The sequence below is a fragment of the Mesorhizobium sp. P2_F7 genome (assembly GCF_056403695.1).
Map to the genome: position 1 here is coordinate 94,114 of NZ_JBFUFA010000005.1, position 14,749 is coordinate 108,862.

16 protein-coding genes are annotated in these 14,749 nt (G+C 64.9%); 8 read left to right on the forward strand and 8 right to left on the reverse strand.

Annotated elements, in window-relative coordinates:
• Nucleotides 1-30: 30 nt before the first annotated feature.
• The gene (locus AC1DZ8_RS19045) at nucleotides 31-1,116 is read left to right on the forward strand and encodes an extracellular solute-binding protein (protein ID WP_477308303.1); all 1,086 of its coding nucleotides are present in this window, start codon (nucleotides 31-33) and stop codon (nucleotides 1,114-1,116) included.
• Nucleotides 1,117-1,257: 141 nt separating this feature from the next.
• Nucleotides 1,258-1,803 carry a hypothetical protein gene (locus tag AC1DZ8_RS19050; protein ID WP_477308301.1) on the forward strand — a complete coding sequence of 182 codons (546 nt, stop codon included), beginning with the start codon at nucleotides 1,258-1,260 and terminating at the stop codon, nucleotides 1,801-1,803.
• A 24-nt stretch (nucleotides 1,804-1,827) separates the two neighbouring features.
• Here the strand turns inward: AC1DZ8_RS19050 and AC1DZ8_RS19055 are convergent, their stop codons facing one another.
• The 3 genes from AC1DZ8_RS19055 to AC1DZ8_RS19065 form a co-directional block, all read right to left on the reverse strand.
• Nucleotides 1,828-2,496 carry a DUF2161 domain-containing phosphodiesterase gene (locus AC1DZ8_RS19055; RefSeq protein ID WP_477401429.1) on the reverse strand — a complete coding sequence of 223 codons (669 nt, stop codon included), beginning with the start codon at nucleotides 2,494-2,496 and terminating at the stop codon, nucleotides 1,828-1,830.
• Between the two features lie 62 nt (nucleotides 2,497-2,558).
• Nucleotides 2,559-3,800, reverse strand: coding sequence for a sensor histidine kinase (locus tag AC1DZ8_RS19060; RefSeq protein ID WP_477308297.1), 1,242 nt, complete (start codon nucleotides 3,798-3,800; stop codon nucleotides 2,559-2,561).
• Nucleotides 3,797-4,522, reverse strand: coding sequence for a response regulator (locus AC1DZ8_RS19065; protein ID WP_477308295.1), 726 nt, complete (start codon nucleotides 4,520-4,522; stop codon nucleotides 3,797-3,799). The genes AC1DZ8_RS19060 and AC1DZ8_RS19065 overlap by 4 nt, the downstream gene beginning before the upstream one ends.
• A gap of 219 nt (nucleotides 4,523-4,741) precedes the next feature.
• On the opposite strand from AC1DZ8_RS19065, the gene AC1DZ8_RS19070 reads away from it, so the two are divergent.
• Both AC1DZ8_RS19070 and AC1DZ8_RS19075 read left to right on the forward strand, forming a co-directional pair.
• On the forward strand, nucleotides 4,742-5,449 hold the full coding sequence (locus AC1DZ8_RS19070; protein ID WP_477308293.1) for a hypothetical protein: 708 nt from the start codon (nucleotides 4,742-4,744) through the stop codon (nucleotides 5,447-5,449).
• Between the two features lie 112 nt (nucleotides 5,450-5,561).
• Entirely contained in the window at nucleotides 5,562-5,741 is a 180-nt protein-coding gene (locus AC1DZ8_RS19075; protein WP_477308291.1) for a hypothetical protein, read from the forward strand.
• Between the two features lie 83 nt (nucleotides 5,742-5,824).
• Here the strand turns inward: AC1DZ8_RS19075 and AC1DZ8_RS19080 are convergent, their stop codons facing one another.
• Nucleotides 5,825-6,124, reverse strand: coding sequence for a hypothetical protein (locus AC1DZ8_RS19080; protein WP_477308396.1), 300 nt, complete (start codon nucleotides 6,122-6,124; stop codon nucleotides 5,825-5,827).
• Here AC1DZ8_RS19080 and AC1DZ8_RS19085 point away from each other — a divergent pair.
• The 3 genes from AC1DZ8_RS19085 to AC1DZ8_RS19095 are packed head-to-tail and all read left to right on the forward strand — an operon-like array spanning nucleotide 6,045 to nucleotide 11,966.
• The gene (locus AC1DZ8_RS19085) at nucleotides 6,045-7,313 is read left to right on the forward strand and encodes an efflux RND transporter periplasmic adaptor subunit (RefSeq protein ID WP_477308392.1); all 1,269 of its coding nucleotides are present in this window, start codon (nucleotides 6,045-6,047) and stop codon (nucleotides 7,311-7,313) included. The genes AC1DZ8_RS19080 and AC1DZ8_RS19085 overlap by 80 nt on opposite strands.
• Nucleotides 7,314-7,317: 4 nt before the next feature.
• Nucleotides 7,318-10,455 (forward strand): efflux RND transporter permease subunit, encoded by a 3,138-nt coding sequence (locus AC1DZ8_RS19090; RefSeq protein WP_477401432.1) that lies wholly within the window; start codon nucleotides 7,318-7,320, stop codon nucleotides 10,453-10,455.
• A gap of 11 nt (nucleotides 10,456-10,466) precedes the next feature.
• Complete coding sequence (locus AC1DZ8_RS19095; protein ID WP_477308287.1) at nucleotides 10,467-11,966, forward strand: efflux transporter outer membrane subunit; 1,500 nt, start codon at nucleotides 10,467-10,469, stop codon at nucleotides 11,964-11,966.
• A gap of 30 nt (nucleotides 11,967-11,996) precedes the next feature.
• Here the strand turns inward: AC1DZ8_RS19095 and AC1DZ8_RS19100 are convergent, their stop codons facing one another.
• From AC1DZ8_RS19100 to AC1DZ8_RS19115, 4 genes are all read right to left on the reverse strand, one after another.
• Nucleotides 11,997-12,272, reverse strand: a complete 276-nt coding sequence (locus tag AC1DZ8_RS19100) for a DUF6074 family protein (RefSeq protein WP_477308285.1) — start codon at nucleotides 12,270-12,272, stop codon at nucleotides 11,997-11,999.
• A gap of 146 nt (nucleotides 12,273-12,418) precedes the next feature.
• Nucleotides 12,419-12,718 carry a DUF982 domain-containing protein gene (locus AC1DZ8_RS19105; RefSeq protein WP_477308283.1) on the reverse strand — a complete coding sequence of 100 codons (300 nt, stop codon included), beginning with the start codon at nucleotides 12,716-12,718 and terminating at the stop codon, nucleotides 12,419-12,421.
• Nucleotides 12,719-12,913: 195 nt separating this feature from the next.
• The gene (locus AC1DZ8_RS19110) at nucleotides 12,914-13,150 is read right to left on the reverse strand and encodes a hypothetical protein (protein WP_477308281.1); all 237 of its coding nucleotides are present in this window, start codon (nucleotides 13,148-13,150) and stop codon (nucleotides 12,914-12,916) included.
• 123 nt (nucleotides 13,151-13,273) lie between these two features.
• Nucleotides 13,274-13,666: a hypothetical protein gene (locus AC1DZ8_RS19115; protein WP_477308279.1), complete on the reverse strand. Its 393-nt coding sequence runs from the start codon at nucleotides 13,664-13,666 to the stop codon at nucleotides 13,274-13,276.
• A gap of 233 nt (nucleotides 13,667-13,899) precedes the next feature.
• On the opposite strand from AC1DZ8_RS19115, the gene map reads away from it, so the two are divergent.
• Nucleotides 13,900-14,727, forward strand: coding sequence for a type I methionyl aminopeptidase (gene map / locus AC1DZ8_RS19120; RefSeq protein ID WP_192257239.1), 828 nt, complete (start codon nucleotides 13,900-13,902; stop codon nucleotides 14,725-14,727).
• Nucleotides 14,728-14,749 lie beyond the last annotated feature (22 nt).

Below are 14,749 nucleotides of genomic sequence, written 5' to 3' on the forward strand. Positions count from 1 at the left end.
CCCCGATCGGGGTCCACCAAGGAGGACATGATGAAACATTGGCTCGCGCTTGCCGCGGCATGCCTTTTTGCGACCTCGGCCCAGGCCGAGGAAAAGGTCCTGCATCTCTATTCCTGGGAGTCCTACTTCGGGCCCGGCACCATCGAAAAATTCGAGGCCGAGAGCGACATCAAGGTCACCTACGACATGTTCGATTCCAACGACATCGTCGAAACCAAGCTGCTCACCGGCGGCTCGGGCTACGACCTCGTCACCATCAACCTTGCACCACATCTGCAACGCGAATTGCCGGTCGGCGTCTGGGCGACGCTGGACAAGAGCCGCCTTTCCAATCTCGGCAATATCGACCCGGCCGTCGGCTCTCGCCTCGACGAGGTCGACAAGGGCGGCGCGCATGGCGTGCCGTGGATGTGGGGAACGACCGGCGTTGGCTACAATATCGAGAAGATCCGCGCCATCATGCCCGATGCCCCGGTCGACTCGCTGCGCATGCTTTTCGACCCGGAAATCGCCGCCAAATTCGCGCCGTGCGGCATCACCATGCTCGACGACGCCGAGCAGGTGCTCGGCCTGGCGCTGATCTATCTCGGGCTGGACCCCGACACCACCAACCCCGACGAGTTGCAGAAAGCGGTGGACGTGGTCGCGAAGATCCGTCCTTACGTGCGCAAGTTCCACAGCTCCAGCTACATCAACGACCTCGCCGAAGGCGATGCCTGCCTGTCGCTCGGCTTTTCCGGTGACATGCACATAGCCGACATCAGGGCCAAGGAGGCGAAGCGGCCATTCACCATCACCTATCGCCTGTCGAAGGAAGGCAATCTGGTGTGGGCCGACATATTGGCGATCCCGAGCGACGCCCCGCATCCGGAAGCCGCGCTCGCCTTCATCGATTTTGTCTTGCGTCCTGAGATTGCCGCCTCCGCCGCCACGGATACCGGCTTCTCGACCGCGAACAAGGCGGCGCTCCCGCTGCTCGACGAGACATTGCGCGCCGATCCGAATCTCTACCCCTCTGAAGAAGCCCAGAAGCGCCTGCATCTGCCGAAGGCCCTCGACCAGAAGTCGCTCAGGATGTGGTCGAAAGCCTGGGACCGCGCCAAGGGGCTGGAATAGGAAACGACGAACAAGCATTCCTCCCGAGATGCATCCGCCCTAAGTTTGGCAACGCCGTCTTTACCGGCCAGGGTCCAGCCGTCATTGTGCCTTCATCGATGACGGCGGATTGTGGCGGGCGCCACGGGTGGGATCGGCAGGATGCTGGCTTGGGAGACATCGCAGGCGGACCGGCGGCAGACGCAGAGCGGCGGCTGGAATGGTCTGCAAGCCTGCTTTGCTCTCCTCGCCTTGACGGTCGTATTGATGCAGCGGGCAGAAGCCGGCGAGAAAATCTCGCATGTGCTTGATCACACCAGCATAGCCCCCGCCTATGCCGGCGGATCGGATCTCATCACCGCCTATACGACGGGGATGGCGCGCAGCCGGCTGAACCTTGCGGGACGCGCCACCCAGACCGGCCTGGCAGTCCCGCTCGAGCCATGGTCCTTGCGAGCGGAATTCCGGGCGCGGACATGGCGTGCGGCGGACGGCAGCCTGCTGCAGGGTTTTGCAGGCACTGGCGGCTTCCGGGTGACCGTCGGAAATTGCCTTGCCCGCTTTTGCGCCGCCAGCGAATGCAGCGATGTCGGTTGGCCGCTCTACAGCTGCAGCGACGGCCGCAAACGAAAGATGTCGGCCACCGACTTTGTGACGGCAAGTTTCGATGGCGTCTCCTACCGGCGGTTGAGCGCCGCCAAGGAGTAACGCTGCAGGCACTGCGAAAAATCCTCACCCCTGGTCGTGCGCCACCTGCGGCCAGCGCTGCAAGGCGGCATGGCCACCTTCGGTCAGCGCATAGACCCCGCGCTCGGCCCTGGCGAACCAGCCATAGACATTGTCCAAAAGGATGCTGGCCGCGCGCGGCGAAATCGCCTTCAGATCGCGCGGGCGCTTCGGGCCGTCGGTCATGGCGGCGGCGCAGGCCAGCGCATCCTGCCGGTAGGCGGTCATAACAGGCGCGCGCGAACCGCCGCCGACCACCGGATCGCCGCGCCGGCGCCGGTGTTCTTCCATCAGCCGCGAGCGCCGCTTCGGGTCGCGGCGCGGCGGCAAGGCCGCCGGGCTGAGCAGCAGTTCGACCTCGCCCTTGGCGCTGACGGCCAACAGCCCGAACCCGAGCCGCCGGCAGAGCGCGCGAAAACGGCGATCGTGCTCGCGGCCCTTGCCCCGCGCCGACATCCGCGCCGCCAGCCACACTTCATCGCAGGCCGCGGCGCGATCGACGCCTTGAAGGACGAGTTCCAGATTGAACTGCAGTTTCAGTTCGCAGATGACCACCACCGGTGGCTCACCGTCGCGCAGCGCGACGATATCGCAATTGCCGATTTCGCCCTTGACCGTGAATTCCAGGCTCTCGAGAAACCGCTTCACCGGGACGTAGAGAGACGTTTCCTGCATGGCGCAGGCATAGCCGATTCGAGCCCTGACGGCATCGGGATCGCCGAAAGGCCGATGTCACGCTAAACCGCCTCAAATCCAACCGTCTGCAAAAGCCCGCCGCCAGGCAGGTTTTCCAGCGTGATGGTTCCGCCATAGCGTTCGACGATTTCCTTGGCGATGGCGAGCCCGAGACCCGCGCCGGGGATGGATTGCCAGCGGGCGGGATTGACGCGGAAAAATGGCTCGAACGCCTTGTTCAGGAGTTCCGATGGAATGCCGGGGCCATGGTCGGCGATTGCCAGGACGGCGCGGCCGTCGGCAGCGGTTAGCGAAACGCTGCAACCTTTGCCATGCGTGGCGGCGTTGACGATCAGATTGCGCAAGGCGCGGCGCAGGCCCAGCGCCCCTGCCCGCACCGAGACCTTGTCGAGGCGGTCGGCCGAAACCTGATGCCCCAGCGATCGCATCTCGGCCGCAATGTCGCGCACCAGCCGTCCCAGGTCGACCGGTTCGACCGCGTCCTGGTTGACCTCCTCGCGCACCAGCCGGATCGCGCTGTCGGCGATGCGGTCGAGTTCGTCGAGATCGTGCAGCCATTTATCGCGATCGTCGTCGAGGAATTCGGCGCGCAGCCGCATGCGCGTCATCGGCGTTCTGAGATCATGGCCGGCGGCGGCGACCAGCCGCATGCGGCTTTCCATGGCCGTCTTCAGCCGGGCGGAGAGCTGGTTCAGCGCATGCGCGGTCGCCTTGACCTCGGCCGAGCCCACTTCCGGCACCGACGCCAGCACGCCGTCCGAGCCGATCTTGGAGACGGCGGCTTCCAGCATTTCCAGCGGCCGGATCAACACGGAAGTGAAATAGACCGACACCGCCGTGGCGCCGGCGACGATGAGCGAGATCCAGCCGGCCAGAACCAGCCATTCGCGCCTTGGCGGCTTGACGTGCGGCACCTCCATGATCGCCCAGCGGCCGTCGGGCAACTGCACCGATGCGAGTTGGCCGGGTTCGTCGGTCTTCTCGCTGACGATAGCCCGGAGGTCGAACCCTCGGCGGCGCAGTATGTCGTTGAGCATCGCCGTTTCGGCACGGGCGACCTTGCCGCCGGCAGCATGATCGGTGAGTTGCACGTTCAGCACATCCGGGACGGGACCCGGCTGCAGCCGCACCACGAGTTCCATCTGTTGCGCAATCCAGGGCACAGTCAGTTCCGGCGGCGGCCCGCCGCCGCGCACGCTGATCACGGCGGCGGTGGCCAGGCCGACCACGCCGACGATCGAAGCAACCAGCAACAGAATGAGCCGCCGGCGCAGCGAGTTCATATCTCGGCCTCCACGGCCTCGACGCGCGCGGTCAACTGGTAGCCGCCATTGCGGACCGTCTTGAACAGCGGGCCGTCGCCCGTATCGCCAAACTTGCGACGCAGCCGGCTCATCAGCACGTCGACGGAACGATCAAGCGGTTCGCGCTCGCGCCCTTGTGTGAGGTCGAGCAGCTGGTCGCGCGACAACAGCCGGCCGGGCCGGTCGAGAAACACCTGCAGCAGGTCGAATTCGGCGCCGGTGAGATCGACAAGGGCACCTTCTGCGTCGGTCACTTTGCGGATGTCCGGCTCCAGCGTGTAGCTGGCGAAGCGGTAGATGCGCGCACGGGGTGCGGCAAACTCCTCTGGTGCGGCGCGCCGCAGCACAGCACGGATGCGGGCGGAGAGCTCGCGCGGGTTGAACGGCTTGCCGATATAATCGTCGGCGCCGAGTTCCAGGCCGATGATGCGGTCAACATCCTCTTTCAGCGCCGTCAGCAGGATGATCGGGATATGCGGTTTGCGGTCGCGCAATCCCCGGCAGATATCGAGTCCGGAGCCATCGGGCAGCATGACGTCGAGCACGAGCAGGTCGAATTGGCCGGCGCCGAGCTTCTGTTCGCATTCGCGCCGGTCCGCCGCCATCGACACGCGGAACCCCTGGCCGTCGAGATAGCGCCCGAGCAGCGTCCTGATCTCGCGGTCGTCGTCGACGACAAGTATGTGGGGTTGCGATTGCATTGCCTGCGATGTGCCCTTTGCCGATTTACCGCGCCGATTATAGGCAAGCCGCCGGCGCACAGCAGATAAAATTGCAACCGAATGTTGCCGGCAATCCGGCAGAAACATTCCGAAACAAATCTCCCTTTGCTGGAAACCTTCGGCAACACACCGAAGCAAAGCGGAAAAAGAGGCCCCCTATCCTGCTGCCATCCGATGCATGTGGGAAAGGATTACGTCATGCAAAGCAGACTTCTGGCGCTCGGCCTGTTCTCCGCGGTCGCCATTCATCCCGCCCTTGCGCAGCAGGCCGGCCCCGTGCCCGGCGAGCAGCCGCAAATCCTGGCGCTGCAGGACGGCCCGGACCAAGGTACCCCGGATCAAGGCTCTCCGGATCAAGGCTCTCCGGATCAAGGTCCCTGGCCCCACCGGCCGGCATGGCATGGTCCGGAAGGCTTCGGCCCGCATCGCATCGGCCCGCCGCCACAATTTGTGCTCGCGGCCCGGCTCGCTACGCTCGAGACCCGCATCGGGGTGCGCAGCGAACAACTCGACGCCTGGCGCGACTACACCAGCGCGCTGCAGGCGGTGCTGGCACCGCCCGGGCCCGATCATGGCCCCGGTGGTTCCGGCAATCGTGGCCCTGGCGTCGCAGATGGCTCCGGCGGCAAGGCGGATCAGGGCCCTCGCGACCCCTTCGCCTTCCAGGAAAGGCTGGCCGACGATGTTACCGAGCGCGCGGTCGCAGCCACCAAATTGAAGGACGCCATTTCAGTGCTTCGCACCAAACTGACGCCCGAACAGCTTGAAATCCTTGCCTCGGCGGAACCCCACGAACCACCCCCCGGTCCCTGGGGACATCCGCCGCACGCAGCCGGCCCCGGAGGTCTGCCTGGCCATGACAGACACGCTCCCGATGCCCTACCCCGGACTGATGAGCAACTCTGACCGGCTGCGCCGGCCGGCCCGCTGACACACCCGTTCTCGGGCCGGCCGGTTTGTTTTCCCGAAATGGGCGGCCGGCTCGTCCCGGCCGCCGTCAAGCAACGAAAGCACGACAATGTGGGAAGCCCTGATGATGCTGCGGCTGATGGCAGCCTTTGGCCCAGTCGGCGGCTCGCTCAGTTCGACCGGCCGCGGCGCTCGAACCATGCAGCCGGCCCTGCCGGCAGACACGCTCAAGGGCGCGATCCGGCTAAGCTTCGCCGCCTGGCGCCTGTCGCTGCCGTTTTCGACATAGTCGAGCGCCGTCCTTGATGACAAGAAAATTGCGTAAGGACTGACCGTTGCCGATCACGGGCAAAGCGCTTGGCGAAACGCTGTCTATTGGCCTATTGATGGTGCTGGGCATCGCGGCCAAGACTTCATTCTGCCAAAGACTTCATTGTGCTTGTCGAATACGCCCTGGCCGCCGAGAAGGAGCGCGAGATGAGCCGCTTCGAGGCATTGCTCGACGCCACGCGCAAGCGAGCGCGGCCGATTGCCATAACCTTCCGATTGCCATGACCTTCGACCGCAACCCCAGCGAAAGATGATCGACGCCATGCCGTTCCCCTCCAGCCAGTCCTTTTTGCCGTCGCGTCGGTCCGCATCCTGGGCCGCGATGCTGGGCGCCGCGCTCATTTTGGCATCCTGTTCGCAGGAAGAGGGCAAGGCCCCGGCAGGCATGGGCGCTGCCGGCCGGCCCGAAGTCGGTGTCGTCACCCTGCATCCCCAGTCGGTGGCCATCACCGCCGAACTGTCTGGGCGCACCAGCGCTTCGCTGACCGCCGATGTGCGCCCGCAGGTGAATGGCATTATCCAGGCCCGGCTTTTCCAGGAAGGCAGCGAGGTCGTGGTCGGCCAGCCGCTCTACCTCATCAACCCCGCGAGCTACCAGGCAGCCCTGGATAGCGCGAAGGCAGCCCAGCAGAAGGCCGAAGCGGCGGTGCCTACCGCTCAGTCCAAGTTCGACCGCTACGCCGGCCTGCTGGCGCAGAAGGTGGTCTCGCAGCAGGACTACGACGATGCCGCCGCGACGCTGGCGCAGGCCCAGGCGGATGTGGCGTCGGCCAAGGCAAGTGTCGAAACCGCGCGCATCAATCTTGACTACACCAAGATCACCGCGCCGATCGCCGGCCGCATCGACAAGTCGTCGCTGACGCCGGGCGCCCTGGTCACTGCCAACCAGGACACGGTGCTCACCACCATTCGTGCGCTCGATCCGATCAACGTCGATGTCACGCAGTCGAGCACCAACCTGCTCAATTTGCGCCAAGCGATCAACGAAGGCCGGCTGAAGTTCAGCGGCCCCAATGTCAGCGTCAAGCTGAAGCTCGACAACGGCACCGTCTATACGCAGACCGGCAAGATGGAATTCGCCAGCGCCAATGTCGACCAGTCCACCGGCACTTTCGCGCTGAGAGCCCAGTTCCCCAACCCGGATCGCCTGTTGCTGCCCGGTATGTATGTGCGCGCGCTCATCGAAGAAGGCGTCGCTCAGAACAGTTTCCTGGTGCCGCAGCGCGCCGTCAGCCGCAACACCAAGGGTGAAGCGACAGCCATGGTCATCAACGCCGCCGGCAAGGTCGAACAGCGCGTGCTTGCCGTGCGCAACAGCGTCGGCAACAGCTGGCTGGTGGATTCGGGGGTCGGCGACGGCGACCGCGTCATCGTCGAGGGCTTGCAACTCGTGCGCCCAGGTGGCGACGCGACCGGTGTCGAGGTGACGATCGACGAGGCGACCGGCGAGGTCAAGGACCGCGCGCAGACCTCATCGGCCGTGCCTGCCACCTCTGAGGTGGCCGCCAACGCCCCGAAGACCGGGAACTGAGCCGATGTCCGCATTCTTCATCAACCGGCCGATCTTCGCCTGGGTGATCGCCATCGTGATCATGTTGGGCGGCCTGCTCGCCCTCACTACGCTGCCGATCTCGCAATACCCGCAGATCGCGCCGACCACGGTCAACATCAGCGCCACCTATCCCGGCGCTGACGCCCAGACGGTGGAAAACTCGGTGACCAAGGTCATCGAGCAAGGCATGACCGGCATCGACAATCTCGACTACATGACGGCGACGTCGACCTCGACGGGTGCGGCCTCGATCACACTGACCTTCACCACCGCGGCCGATCCAGATACCGCGCAGGTGCAGACCCAGAACAAGCTGCAGCTGGTGCAGTCGCAGCTGCCGCAGGTGGTGCAGAGCAACGGCATCACCGTCTCCAAATCCTCGACCGGCTTCCTGATGGTCATCGGCTTCGTCTCCAGTGACGGCAAGATGAACTCGACCGACCTTGCCGACTATGTCGACTCGACCATCAATGACACGCTGAAGCGCGTCGCGGGTGTCGGCTCGACGCAGCTTTTCGGGTCCGGCTACGCCATGCGCATCTGGCTCGACCCCGACCGGCTCGCCAAATATGCCTTGATGCCGAGCGACGTGGCCGCCGCGATCGAGGCGCAGAACACGCAGGTGTCGGCCGGCCAGCTCGGCGGCCTGCCGCAACGCAAGGGCCAGCAGCTCAATGCAACGGTAACCGCCAAGAGCCGGCTGCAGACCGCCGAACAGTTCCGCAACATCATCCTGAAGAGCCAGACCGACGGCTCGCTGGTCCGCCTCAACGATGTCGCCACCGTCGCGCTCGGCGCCGAAAGCTATACGACGCAGGCCAATTACAACGGCAAGCCGGCGGCCGGTGTCGCCATCAATCTGGCGACCGGCGCCAACGCCATCAGCACGGCGGAAGCGGTGCGTTCGACGATCAACCGGCTGAGTTCGACCTTCCCGCAAGGCGTCGAGGTCGTCTACCCCTACGACACCTCGCCCTTCGTGCGGCTGTCGATCGAGGAGGTGGTCAAGACGCTGCTCGAAGCCATCGTGCTCGTCTTCCTGGTGATGTTCGTCTTTCTGCAGAACTTGCGCGCCACCATCATCCCGACCATCGCCGTGCCGGTGGTGTTGCTCGGCACATTCGGCGTGCTCTCCTTCTTCGGCTATTCGATCAACACGCTGACCATGTTCGCCATGGTGCTCGCCATCGGCCTGCTCGTCGACGACGCCATCGTCGTGGTCGAGAATGTCGAGCGCGTCATGCAGGAAGAAGACCTGTCGCCGAAAGAGGCGACGCGCAAATCGATGAACGAGATCACCGGCGCGCTGGTCGGCATCGCCACGGTGCTTTCGGCGGTGTTCGTGCCGATGGCCTTCTTCGGCGGTTCGACCGGCATCATCTACCGGCAGTTCTCGGTCACCATCGTTTCGGCGATGGTGCTGTCGGTGCTGGTCGCACTGGTGCTGACGCCGGCGCTGTGCGCCACCATCCTGCGCCGGCCCAAGGACCATGTCACGCAGACCGGCCCCTTCGGCTGGTTCAACCGCGTCTTCGACCGCGGCACGACGGCCTATCGCGACGGCTCGCACGGCATCATCAACCGGTCCTGGCGTTTCCTCGCCGTGTTCCTGGCCATCGTCATCGCCATGGGCTGGATGTTTGCCCGGCTGCCGAGTTCCTTCCTGCCGGAAGAGGACCAGGGCATCCTGATCACCAGCGTGTCGCTGCCGGTCGGCGCGACGCAGGACCGCACCGAGCGCGTGCTGAAGCAAGTCACCGACCACTATCTCAACGATGAAAAGGACGCCGTCGCAGGGGTGTTCGCTGCCTCCGGCTTCGGCTTCGGCGGCGCCGGCCAGAATGTCGGCATCGCTTTCGTGCCGCTGAAGGAGTTCAGCCAGCGCAAATCGCCGGCCTTGGCGGCGCAAGCGGTCGCCGGCCGCGCCATGGGCGCCTTCCGCAAGATCAGGGACGCGCAGGTGTTTGCGCTGGCTCCGCCCGCCATCCAGGGTTTCGGCAACACCAACGGCTTCGACTTCTACCTGCAGGACGTCAACGGCGCCGGCCATGACGCGCTGATCCAGACCCGCAACCAGTTGCTGGGTCTTGCCGCGCAGAGCAAGGTGCTCACCGCCACAAGGCCCAACGGCCAGGAGGACCAACCGCAATTCTCGGTCGACATCGACCAGGAGAAAGCCAGCGCGCTTGGCGTCAACCTCGCCGATATCAACAACACGCTGTCGGCCGCCTGGGGCAGCGACTACGTCAATGACTTCATCGATCGCGGACGGGTGAAGCCGGTCTACCTGCAGTCGGACCCGAATTTCCGCATGCAGCCGGAGGATCTGGACAAATGGCAGGTCCGCAACTCCGCCGGCACCATGGTGCCGTTCTCTTCCTTCGCCTCCAGCCACTGGACATTCGGCTCGCCGCGGCTCGAACGCTACAATGGTTCGGCCGCGGTCGAGATCCAGGGTGCTGCGGCGCCGGGTATTAGCTCTGGCGCCGCTATGGACGAGATCGACAAACTCGTGGCGCAGCTGCCGCCCGGCTACTCCCATGAATGGACCGGGCTGTCGCACCAGGAACGGCTGTCCGGCAACCAGGCGCTGTCGCTTTATGCGATCTCGGCGCTCGTCGTGTTCCTCTGCCTGGCAGCGCTTTATGAGAGCTGGTCGATCCCATTCGCGGTCATGCTGTCGGTGCCGATCGGCATCTTCGGCGCGCTGCTCGCGGCAAGCCTGTTCGGTCAGACCAACGACGTCTATTTCAAGGTCGGCCTGCTGACCACGATCGGCCTCGCCGCCAAGAACGCGATCCTCATCGTCGAGTTCGCCATCGAGCGGCAGACCGCCGGAATGGGTCTGGTCGAGGCGACGCTGGAGGCAGCGCGACAACGATTGCGGCCGATCCTGATGACGTCGCTGGCCTTCATCCTCGGCGTCACGCCGCTTGCGATCGCCAACGGCGCCGGCTCGGGCGCGCAGAACTCCGTCGGCATCGGCGTCATGGGCGGCATGATAGCGGCGACGGTGATCGGCGTATTCCTGGTGCCGCTGCTGTTCGTCACAGTGCGGCGCATCTTCAAGGGCGGGGCGGCTAAACAGGGCGAAGCACCAGCAGCAGCCAACCAGCAATAAGGGTTCTTCACATGACAGGTTTTGAACGTGGCCGTCCGGCCGCGAGGCGGACGCTTTTGCCTATTTTTGCCGTCGTCCTGCTTTCAGGCTGCGTCGTCGGGCCGGACTATGAGAAACCGCTTCTGGCGATGCCGGCAAGCTGGAGCGACCAGAAGACGGCTTCAATAGCCAGGCCGCCGCAGCTGTCGCAATGGTGGCAGCGGCTGCGCGATCCGCAACTGAACACGCTCATCGACGAGGCGGTTGCCGGCAACCTCGATGTCGCTACCGCCAAGGCCAAGATCCGCCAGGCCCGCGCCAGCTACCGCCAGAGCGCCGGGACCTTGTTCCCCACCGTCGACGGCAGCGGCTCCGCCAACCGCAACAAGACCGCCGCGACCACGGAAGGTGGTGCCGCCAGCGATGCCTACAGCTATTACCAGGCCGGCTTCGACGCCAGCTGGGAGCTCGACCTGTTCGGCGCCAACCGCAGGGGCGTCGAGGCCGCCCGCTACGGTGTGGATGCTTCCGAAGAGGAGCTACGCTCGACGCTGCTGACCCTGGTCGGCGACGTCGCCTCCTATTATGCGCAGGCACGCGGCTACCAGGCGCGCATCCAGTTGGCGCGGCGCACGGCCGCATCGCAACAACAGCCCGCCGCCCTCACCCACACCATGCTGCTGGCCGGCACGGCAACGGCGGCCGACGTCGCCAAGGCCCAGGGACAGGCAAGCGCCACGGCGGCCGATGTCCCCTCGCTCGAGGCCAGCTACGCCCAAGCCGTACACCGGCTTTCCGTGCTGACCGGCCGCCCGCCGGCGGCACTGAACGAGCGGCTGAAGCGCGGAGCACCGATCCCGGCTCCGCGCCTGCCGCTGCCGACCGGCATTCCGGCCGACATTTTGCTGACCCGGCCGGACGTGCGCATGGCCGAGCGGCAGTACGCCCAGAACACCGCCAAGGTCGGCCAGGCCGAGGCGGCCCGCTATCCCGCGGTCAGCCTGACCGGCAATATCGACACGTCGGCTTTCAGGGTCGGCGACCTCGGCAAGAATTCCACCATCGGCTGGTCGTTCGGACCGACGCTCAGCGTGCCGATCTTCAATGCCGGGCAATTGAAGGCGGCGGCTGACGTCGCCAGGGCCGAGCGCGACCAGTATTTCATCGCCTATAAGACGTCCGTGCTGACGGCGCTCGAAGATGTCGAGAACGCCATCGTTGCGCTGCGCCAGGAGCGCATCCGCAACGGCAAGCTTGCCGCTTCCGTGAAATCCTATGGCGAGGCCGCCAATCTCGAGCGCACGCTGTTCAAGTCAGGCGAAAGTAGCCTTCTCGACGTGCTCGATGCCGAACGGTCGCTCTATTCGGCCGAGGACGATCTCCTGCAAAGTCGCATCGCCATTGCCACCGACTATGTCGCCCTTAACAAGGCGCTCGGCGGCGGCTGGGACGGCACGATCGACAGCGCCAAACCCGAGATCGTCGACGCCAAGACCGGGCCGCGGCTGGTGTCGGCGCCTCTGAGCCAGTGATGTCGGGCGGCGGGGCGTGCCTGCGGAGGTTTAGAAGCGGGTGCGCGTCTGACGCTGCCCCGGCGCGGCATCGTTCGCCCTAAAATGCATCTCGTCCTGGACGGCGGCGAAAAACCGGCGGACATCGTTGGCGGCCGAAGCCGCGTCGCTGCCGGCGGCGATCGCCTTGTCGAGGAGGTCGCGCGCCGTGGCCTTCCAGAAGGAGTTGGCCGTGTCGCCATGCAGCCTGCCCAGCCTGGCCGCCACCTCGCGCACCAGCATGGTCTGCCGGTCTAAAGGAAAGGCGCGCACATTTGCTGAGGACATATTCTGCACCATGACACTGACGCAACGAATCAGACGCTGCTCTATGGCGTCATGCCTAGCTGTGAAGTCGGAAACGGAACCTTAACGCCGCGGAGTCCGCGTCGATCCGAGCGAGTCGGTTGGCGGGCCTCCGGATCAAAAGGGCTCTAGAACCGCAGGCCCCTCGCCTCGCCGCCGCTGCGCTTGGCCGTAATCATCATGTCCCTCGCCAGCAGTCCACTCACCCGGCAGAACGCCATGAAGGCGCGGCAGGCGTCCTCGGTCTTGACCACATCCACCGTGGCGCCGAAGCAGGCATTGAATGCCGCCTCATAGACCTTGCCCTGTCGCTTCTTTGGCCACTCATGCAGGACATCCAGCGCCTGTTCGACGCTGTAGATCTCTTCTACCGGCATACCGGGCGAGGGCGCGATGCGCACCGGCACCTCGAATTGCAATCTGTCCATTTCCAAGTCTCCCGAACTGGTGTCGCCACAACGCCGTTCGTCGTCAAAAGTTGCTTTGACCTGATGTCGCGCAAGAATGTGTCGTCACTGCGGTCGCAGCTGTCGGGCGTTAAAGCGCGCCCAGGCGCGCACTTTAACGCTTTGTTTTTAAGCAATTCCCAATGGAGACCGCTGCACTCGTTCGTGGAATTGTTGCTATTGGTTGGCCGGATCGGTCTCTGCCTCATAGGCCATGCGCACGGCAATGAAGAGCACATAAGCCGAGGGCAAAGCGAAGATCGCGGCAAGCACAAGTGCAGCGGTCCCCGCCATGCCGAGCGTCTCGGCGATTGCCCAGTAGACGGTGCCGATGCAGATGAGCGCCTGTACCGAAAGGAACAGGGCGGCCGAAACCGCGCGGGTCAGTGTTTTGACTGTTTTGATGCGTTGCATGGAACGTTTCCGAAAATGGCGCGTGGCGCGACATCCGTGGACGGCCGGCGGCCGCCGCGGAACCGCGACGCAAAAACAATGAGATGGATTGAAAGATGCGCGGGCTGATAAACCGCGCTCAGGCTAGGCGGATGGCGGCGCCCGCGGCTGGTTGGCATGCACACGTGGTGCAGAGATAAACGCGGATGGCGCCGCTGCCAGGACCGGCAAACCCTGGTCCAGCAGGAAGAAGCCGGTGGTCGGCGCAATCGCCGCTGCATTGCCGCTGACGGCTTTGGCAGGCACTGGCCGGCCGGCGCGGATTTCGAGGCCTTGCGCCTTGGCTGTGACGCGCAGCAGCGCCACCGCATCGCCCTGGCGCGTCGTGCTGATGCTCGGCCCGCCCAGATTTGCGGTCGCCGATGCCGTCGCTTCGGCCTGGAACAGACTGAGCAGCGCAAGCAGCAGCAACGCCATCAAGCCCGAGCAGGTGGCCCTGATCGGCGTCATGACGGGTTTTGCGTGCTTGAACGCCATGGGACGGCAAAATCTCCTGATGCTTCCACCGGCCTAGCTGACTGAGTTGAAAAAGGAAAGCTTCGCGCAGGCGGGGCAAAGGCCGGAAGACAATGGCCGCAAGGCATGAATATCACCGGCGCGAGCCCCTCGCCGGCAGTTCTTCCTTGAACCTTGCGGCTTCCAATGCCAAATCTGGAGAGATTTTCGAACGGGCTGAAATGCATCGCCCGCTTACAGGCAAAACGGACACTATGGTCACTTATCTCGACGCCGCAACGGCACCCCTCAGGAACACCGGCCAGATCCGCCTCTACGGCGAGGAAGGCTTTGCCGGCATGCGCAAGGCCTGCGATCTCACCGCGCGCTGCCTCGACGAGCTGGTACCGATGGTGCAGCCGGGCGTCACCACCGAAACCATCGACCGCTTCGTCTTCGAATACGGCATGGACCACGGCGCGCTGCCGGCGACGCTCAATTACCGCGGCTACACCAAATCGTCCTGCACCTCGATCAACCACGTCGTCTGCCACGGCATTCCCGATAACAAGCCGCTGAAAGACGGTGACATCGTCAACATCGACGTCACCTACATCCTCGACGGCTGGCATGGCGATTCCTCACGCATGTATCCGGTCGGCACCATCAAGCGCGCCGCCGAACGCCTGCTCGAAGTCACCCATGAGTGCCTGATGCGCGGCATCGCGGCGGTCCGGCCCGGCGCCCGCACCGGCGCCATCGGCGCCGCCATCCAGACCTATGCCGAGGCCGAGCGCTGCTCGGTGGTGCGCGACTTCTGCGGCCACGGCGTCGGTCAGCTGTTCCACGACGCGCCCAACATCCTGCATTACGGTACCTCGAGCGAAGGCGTCGAGATGCGGCCGGGCATGATCTTCACCATCGAGCCGATGATCAACCTCGGCCGGCCGCATGTAAAAGTGCTGTCGGACGGCTGGACCGCGGTGACGCGCGACCGCTCGCTGTCGGCGCAATACGAGCACACGATCGGCGTCACCGAGACCGGCTGCGAGATCTTCACGCTCTCGCCAAACAAGCTCGACCGCCCCGGCCTGCCGGCCTGAGCGGTCGATATTAGTCTGGCCG

Coding starts and splice junctions, on each gene's coding strand:
- AC1DZ8_RS19070 (WP_477308293.1), top strand. CDS start 4,742: ATGCAAAGCAGACTTCTGGCGCTCGGCCTGTTCTCCGCGGTCGCCATT.
- AC1DZ8_RS19080 (WP_477308396.1), bottom strand. CDS start 6,124: ATGAGCGCGGCGCCCAGCATCGCGGCCCAGGATGCGGACCGACGCGAC.
- map (WP_192257239.1), top strand. CDS start 13,900: ATGGTCACTTATCTCGACGCCGCAACGGCACCCCTCAGGAACACCGGC.
- AC1DZ8_RS19050 (WP_477308301.1), top strand. CDS start 1,258: ATGCTGGCTTGGGAGACATCGCAGGCGGACCGGCGGCAGACGCAGAGC.
- AC1DZ8_RS19045 (WP_477308303.1), top strand. CDS start 31: ATGAAACATTGGCTCGCGCTTGCCGCGGCATGCCTTTTTGCGACCTCG.
- AC1DZ8_RS19085 (WP_477308392.1), top strand. CDS start 6,045: ATGCCGTTCCCCTCCAGCCAGTCCTTTTTGCCGTCGCGTCGGTCCGCA.
- AC1DZ8_RS19115 (WP_477308279.1), bottom strand. CDS start 13,666: ATGGCGTTCAAGCACGCAAAACCCGTCATGACGCCGATCAGGGCCACC.
- AC1DZ8_RS19055 (WP_477401429.1), bottom strand. CDS start 2,496: ATGCAGGAAACGTCTCTCTACGTCCCGGTGAAGCGGTTTCTCGAGAGC.
- AC1DZ8_RS19095 (WP_477308287.1), top strand. CDS start 10,467: ATGACAGGTTTTGAACGTGGCCGTCCGGCCGCGAGGCGGACGCTTTTG.
- AC1DZ8_RS19090 (WP_477401432.1), top strand. CDS start 7,318: ATGTCCGCATTCTTCATCAACCGGCCGATCTTCGCCTGGGTGATCGCC.
- AC1DZ8_RS19105 (WP_477308283.1), bottom strand. CDS start 12,718: ATGGACAGATTGCAATTCGAGGTGCCGGTGCGCATCGCGCCCTCGCCC.
- AC1DZ8_RS19065 (WP_477308295.1), bottom strand. CDS start 4,522: ATGCAATCGCAACCCCACATACTTGTCGTCGACGACGACCGCGAGATC.
- AC1DZ8_RS19060 (WP_477308297.1), bottom strand. CDS start 3,800: ATGAACTCGCTGCGCCGGCGGCTCATTCTGTTGCTGGTTGCTTCGATC.
- AC1DZ8_RS19100 (WP_477308285.1), bottom strand. CDS start 12,272: ATGTCCTCAGCAAATGTGCGCGCCTTTCCTTTAGACCGGCAGACCATG.
- AC1DZ8_RS19110 (WP_477308281.1), bottom strand. CDS start 13,150: ATGCAACGCATCAAAACAGTCAAAACACTGACCCGCGCGGTTTCGGCC.
- AC1DZ8_RS19075 (WP_477308291.1), top strand. CDS start 5,562: ATGTGGGAAGCCCTGATGATGCTGCGGCTGATGGCAGCCTTTGGCCCA.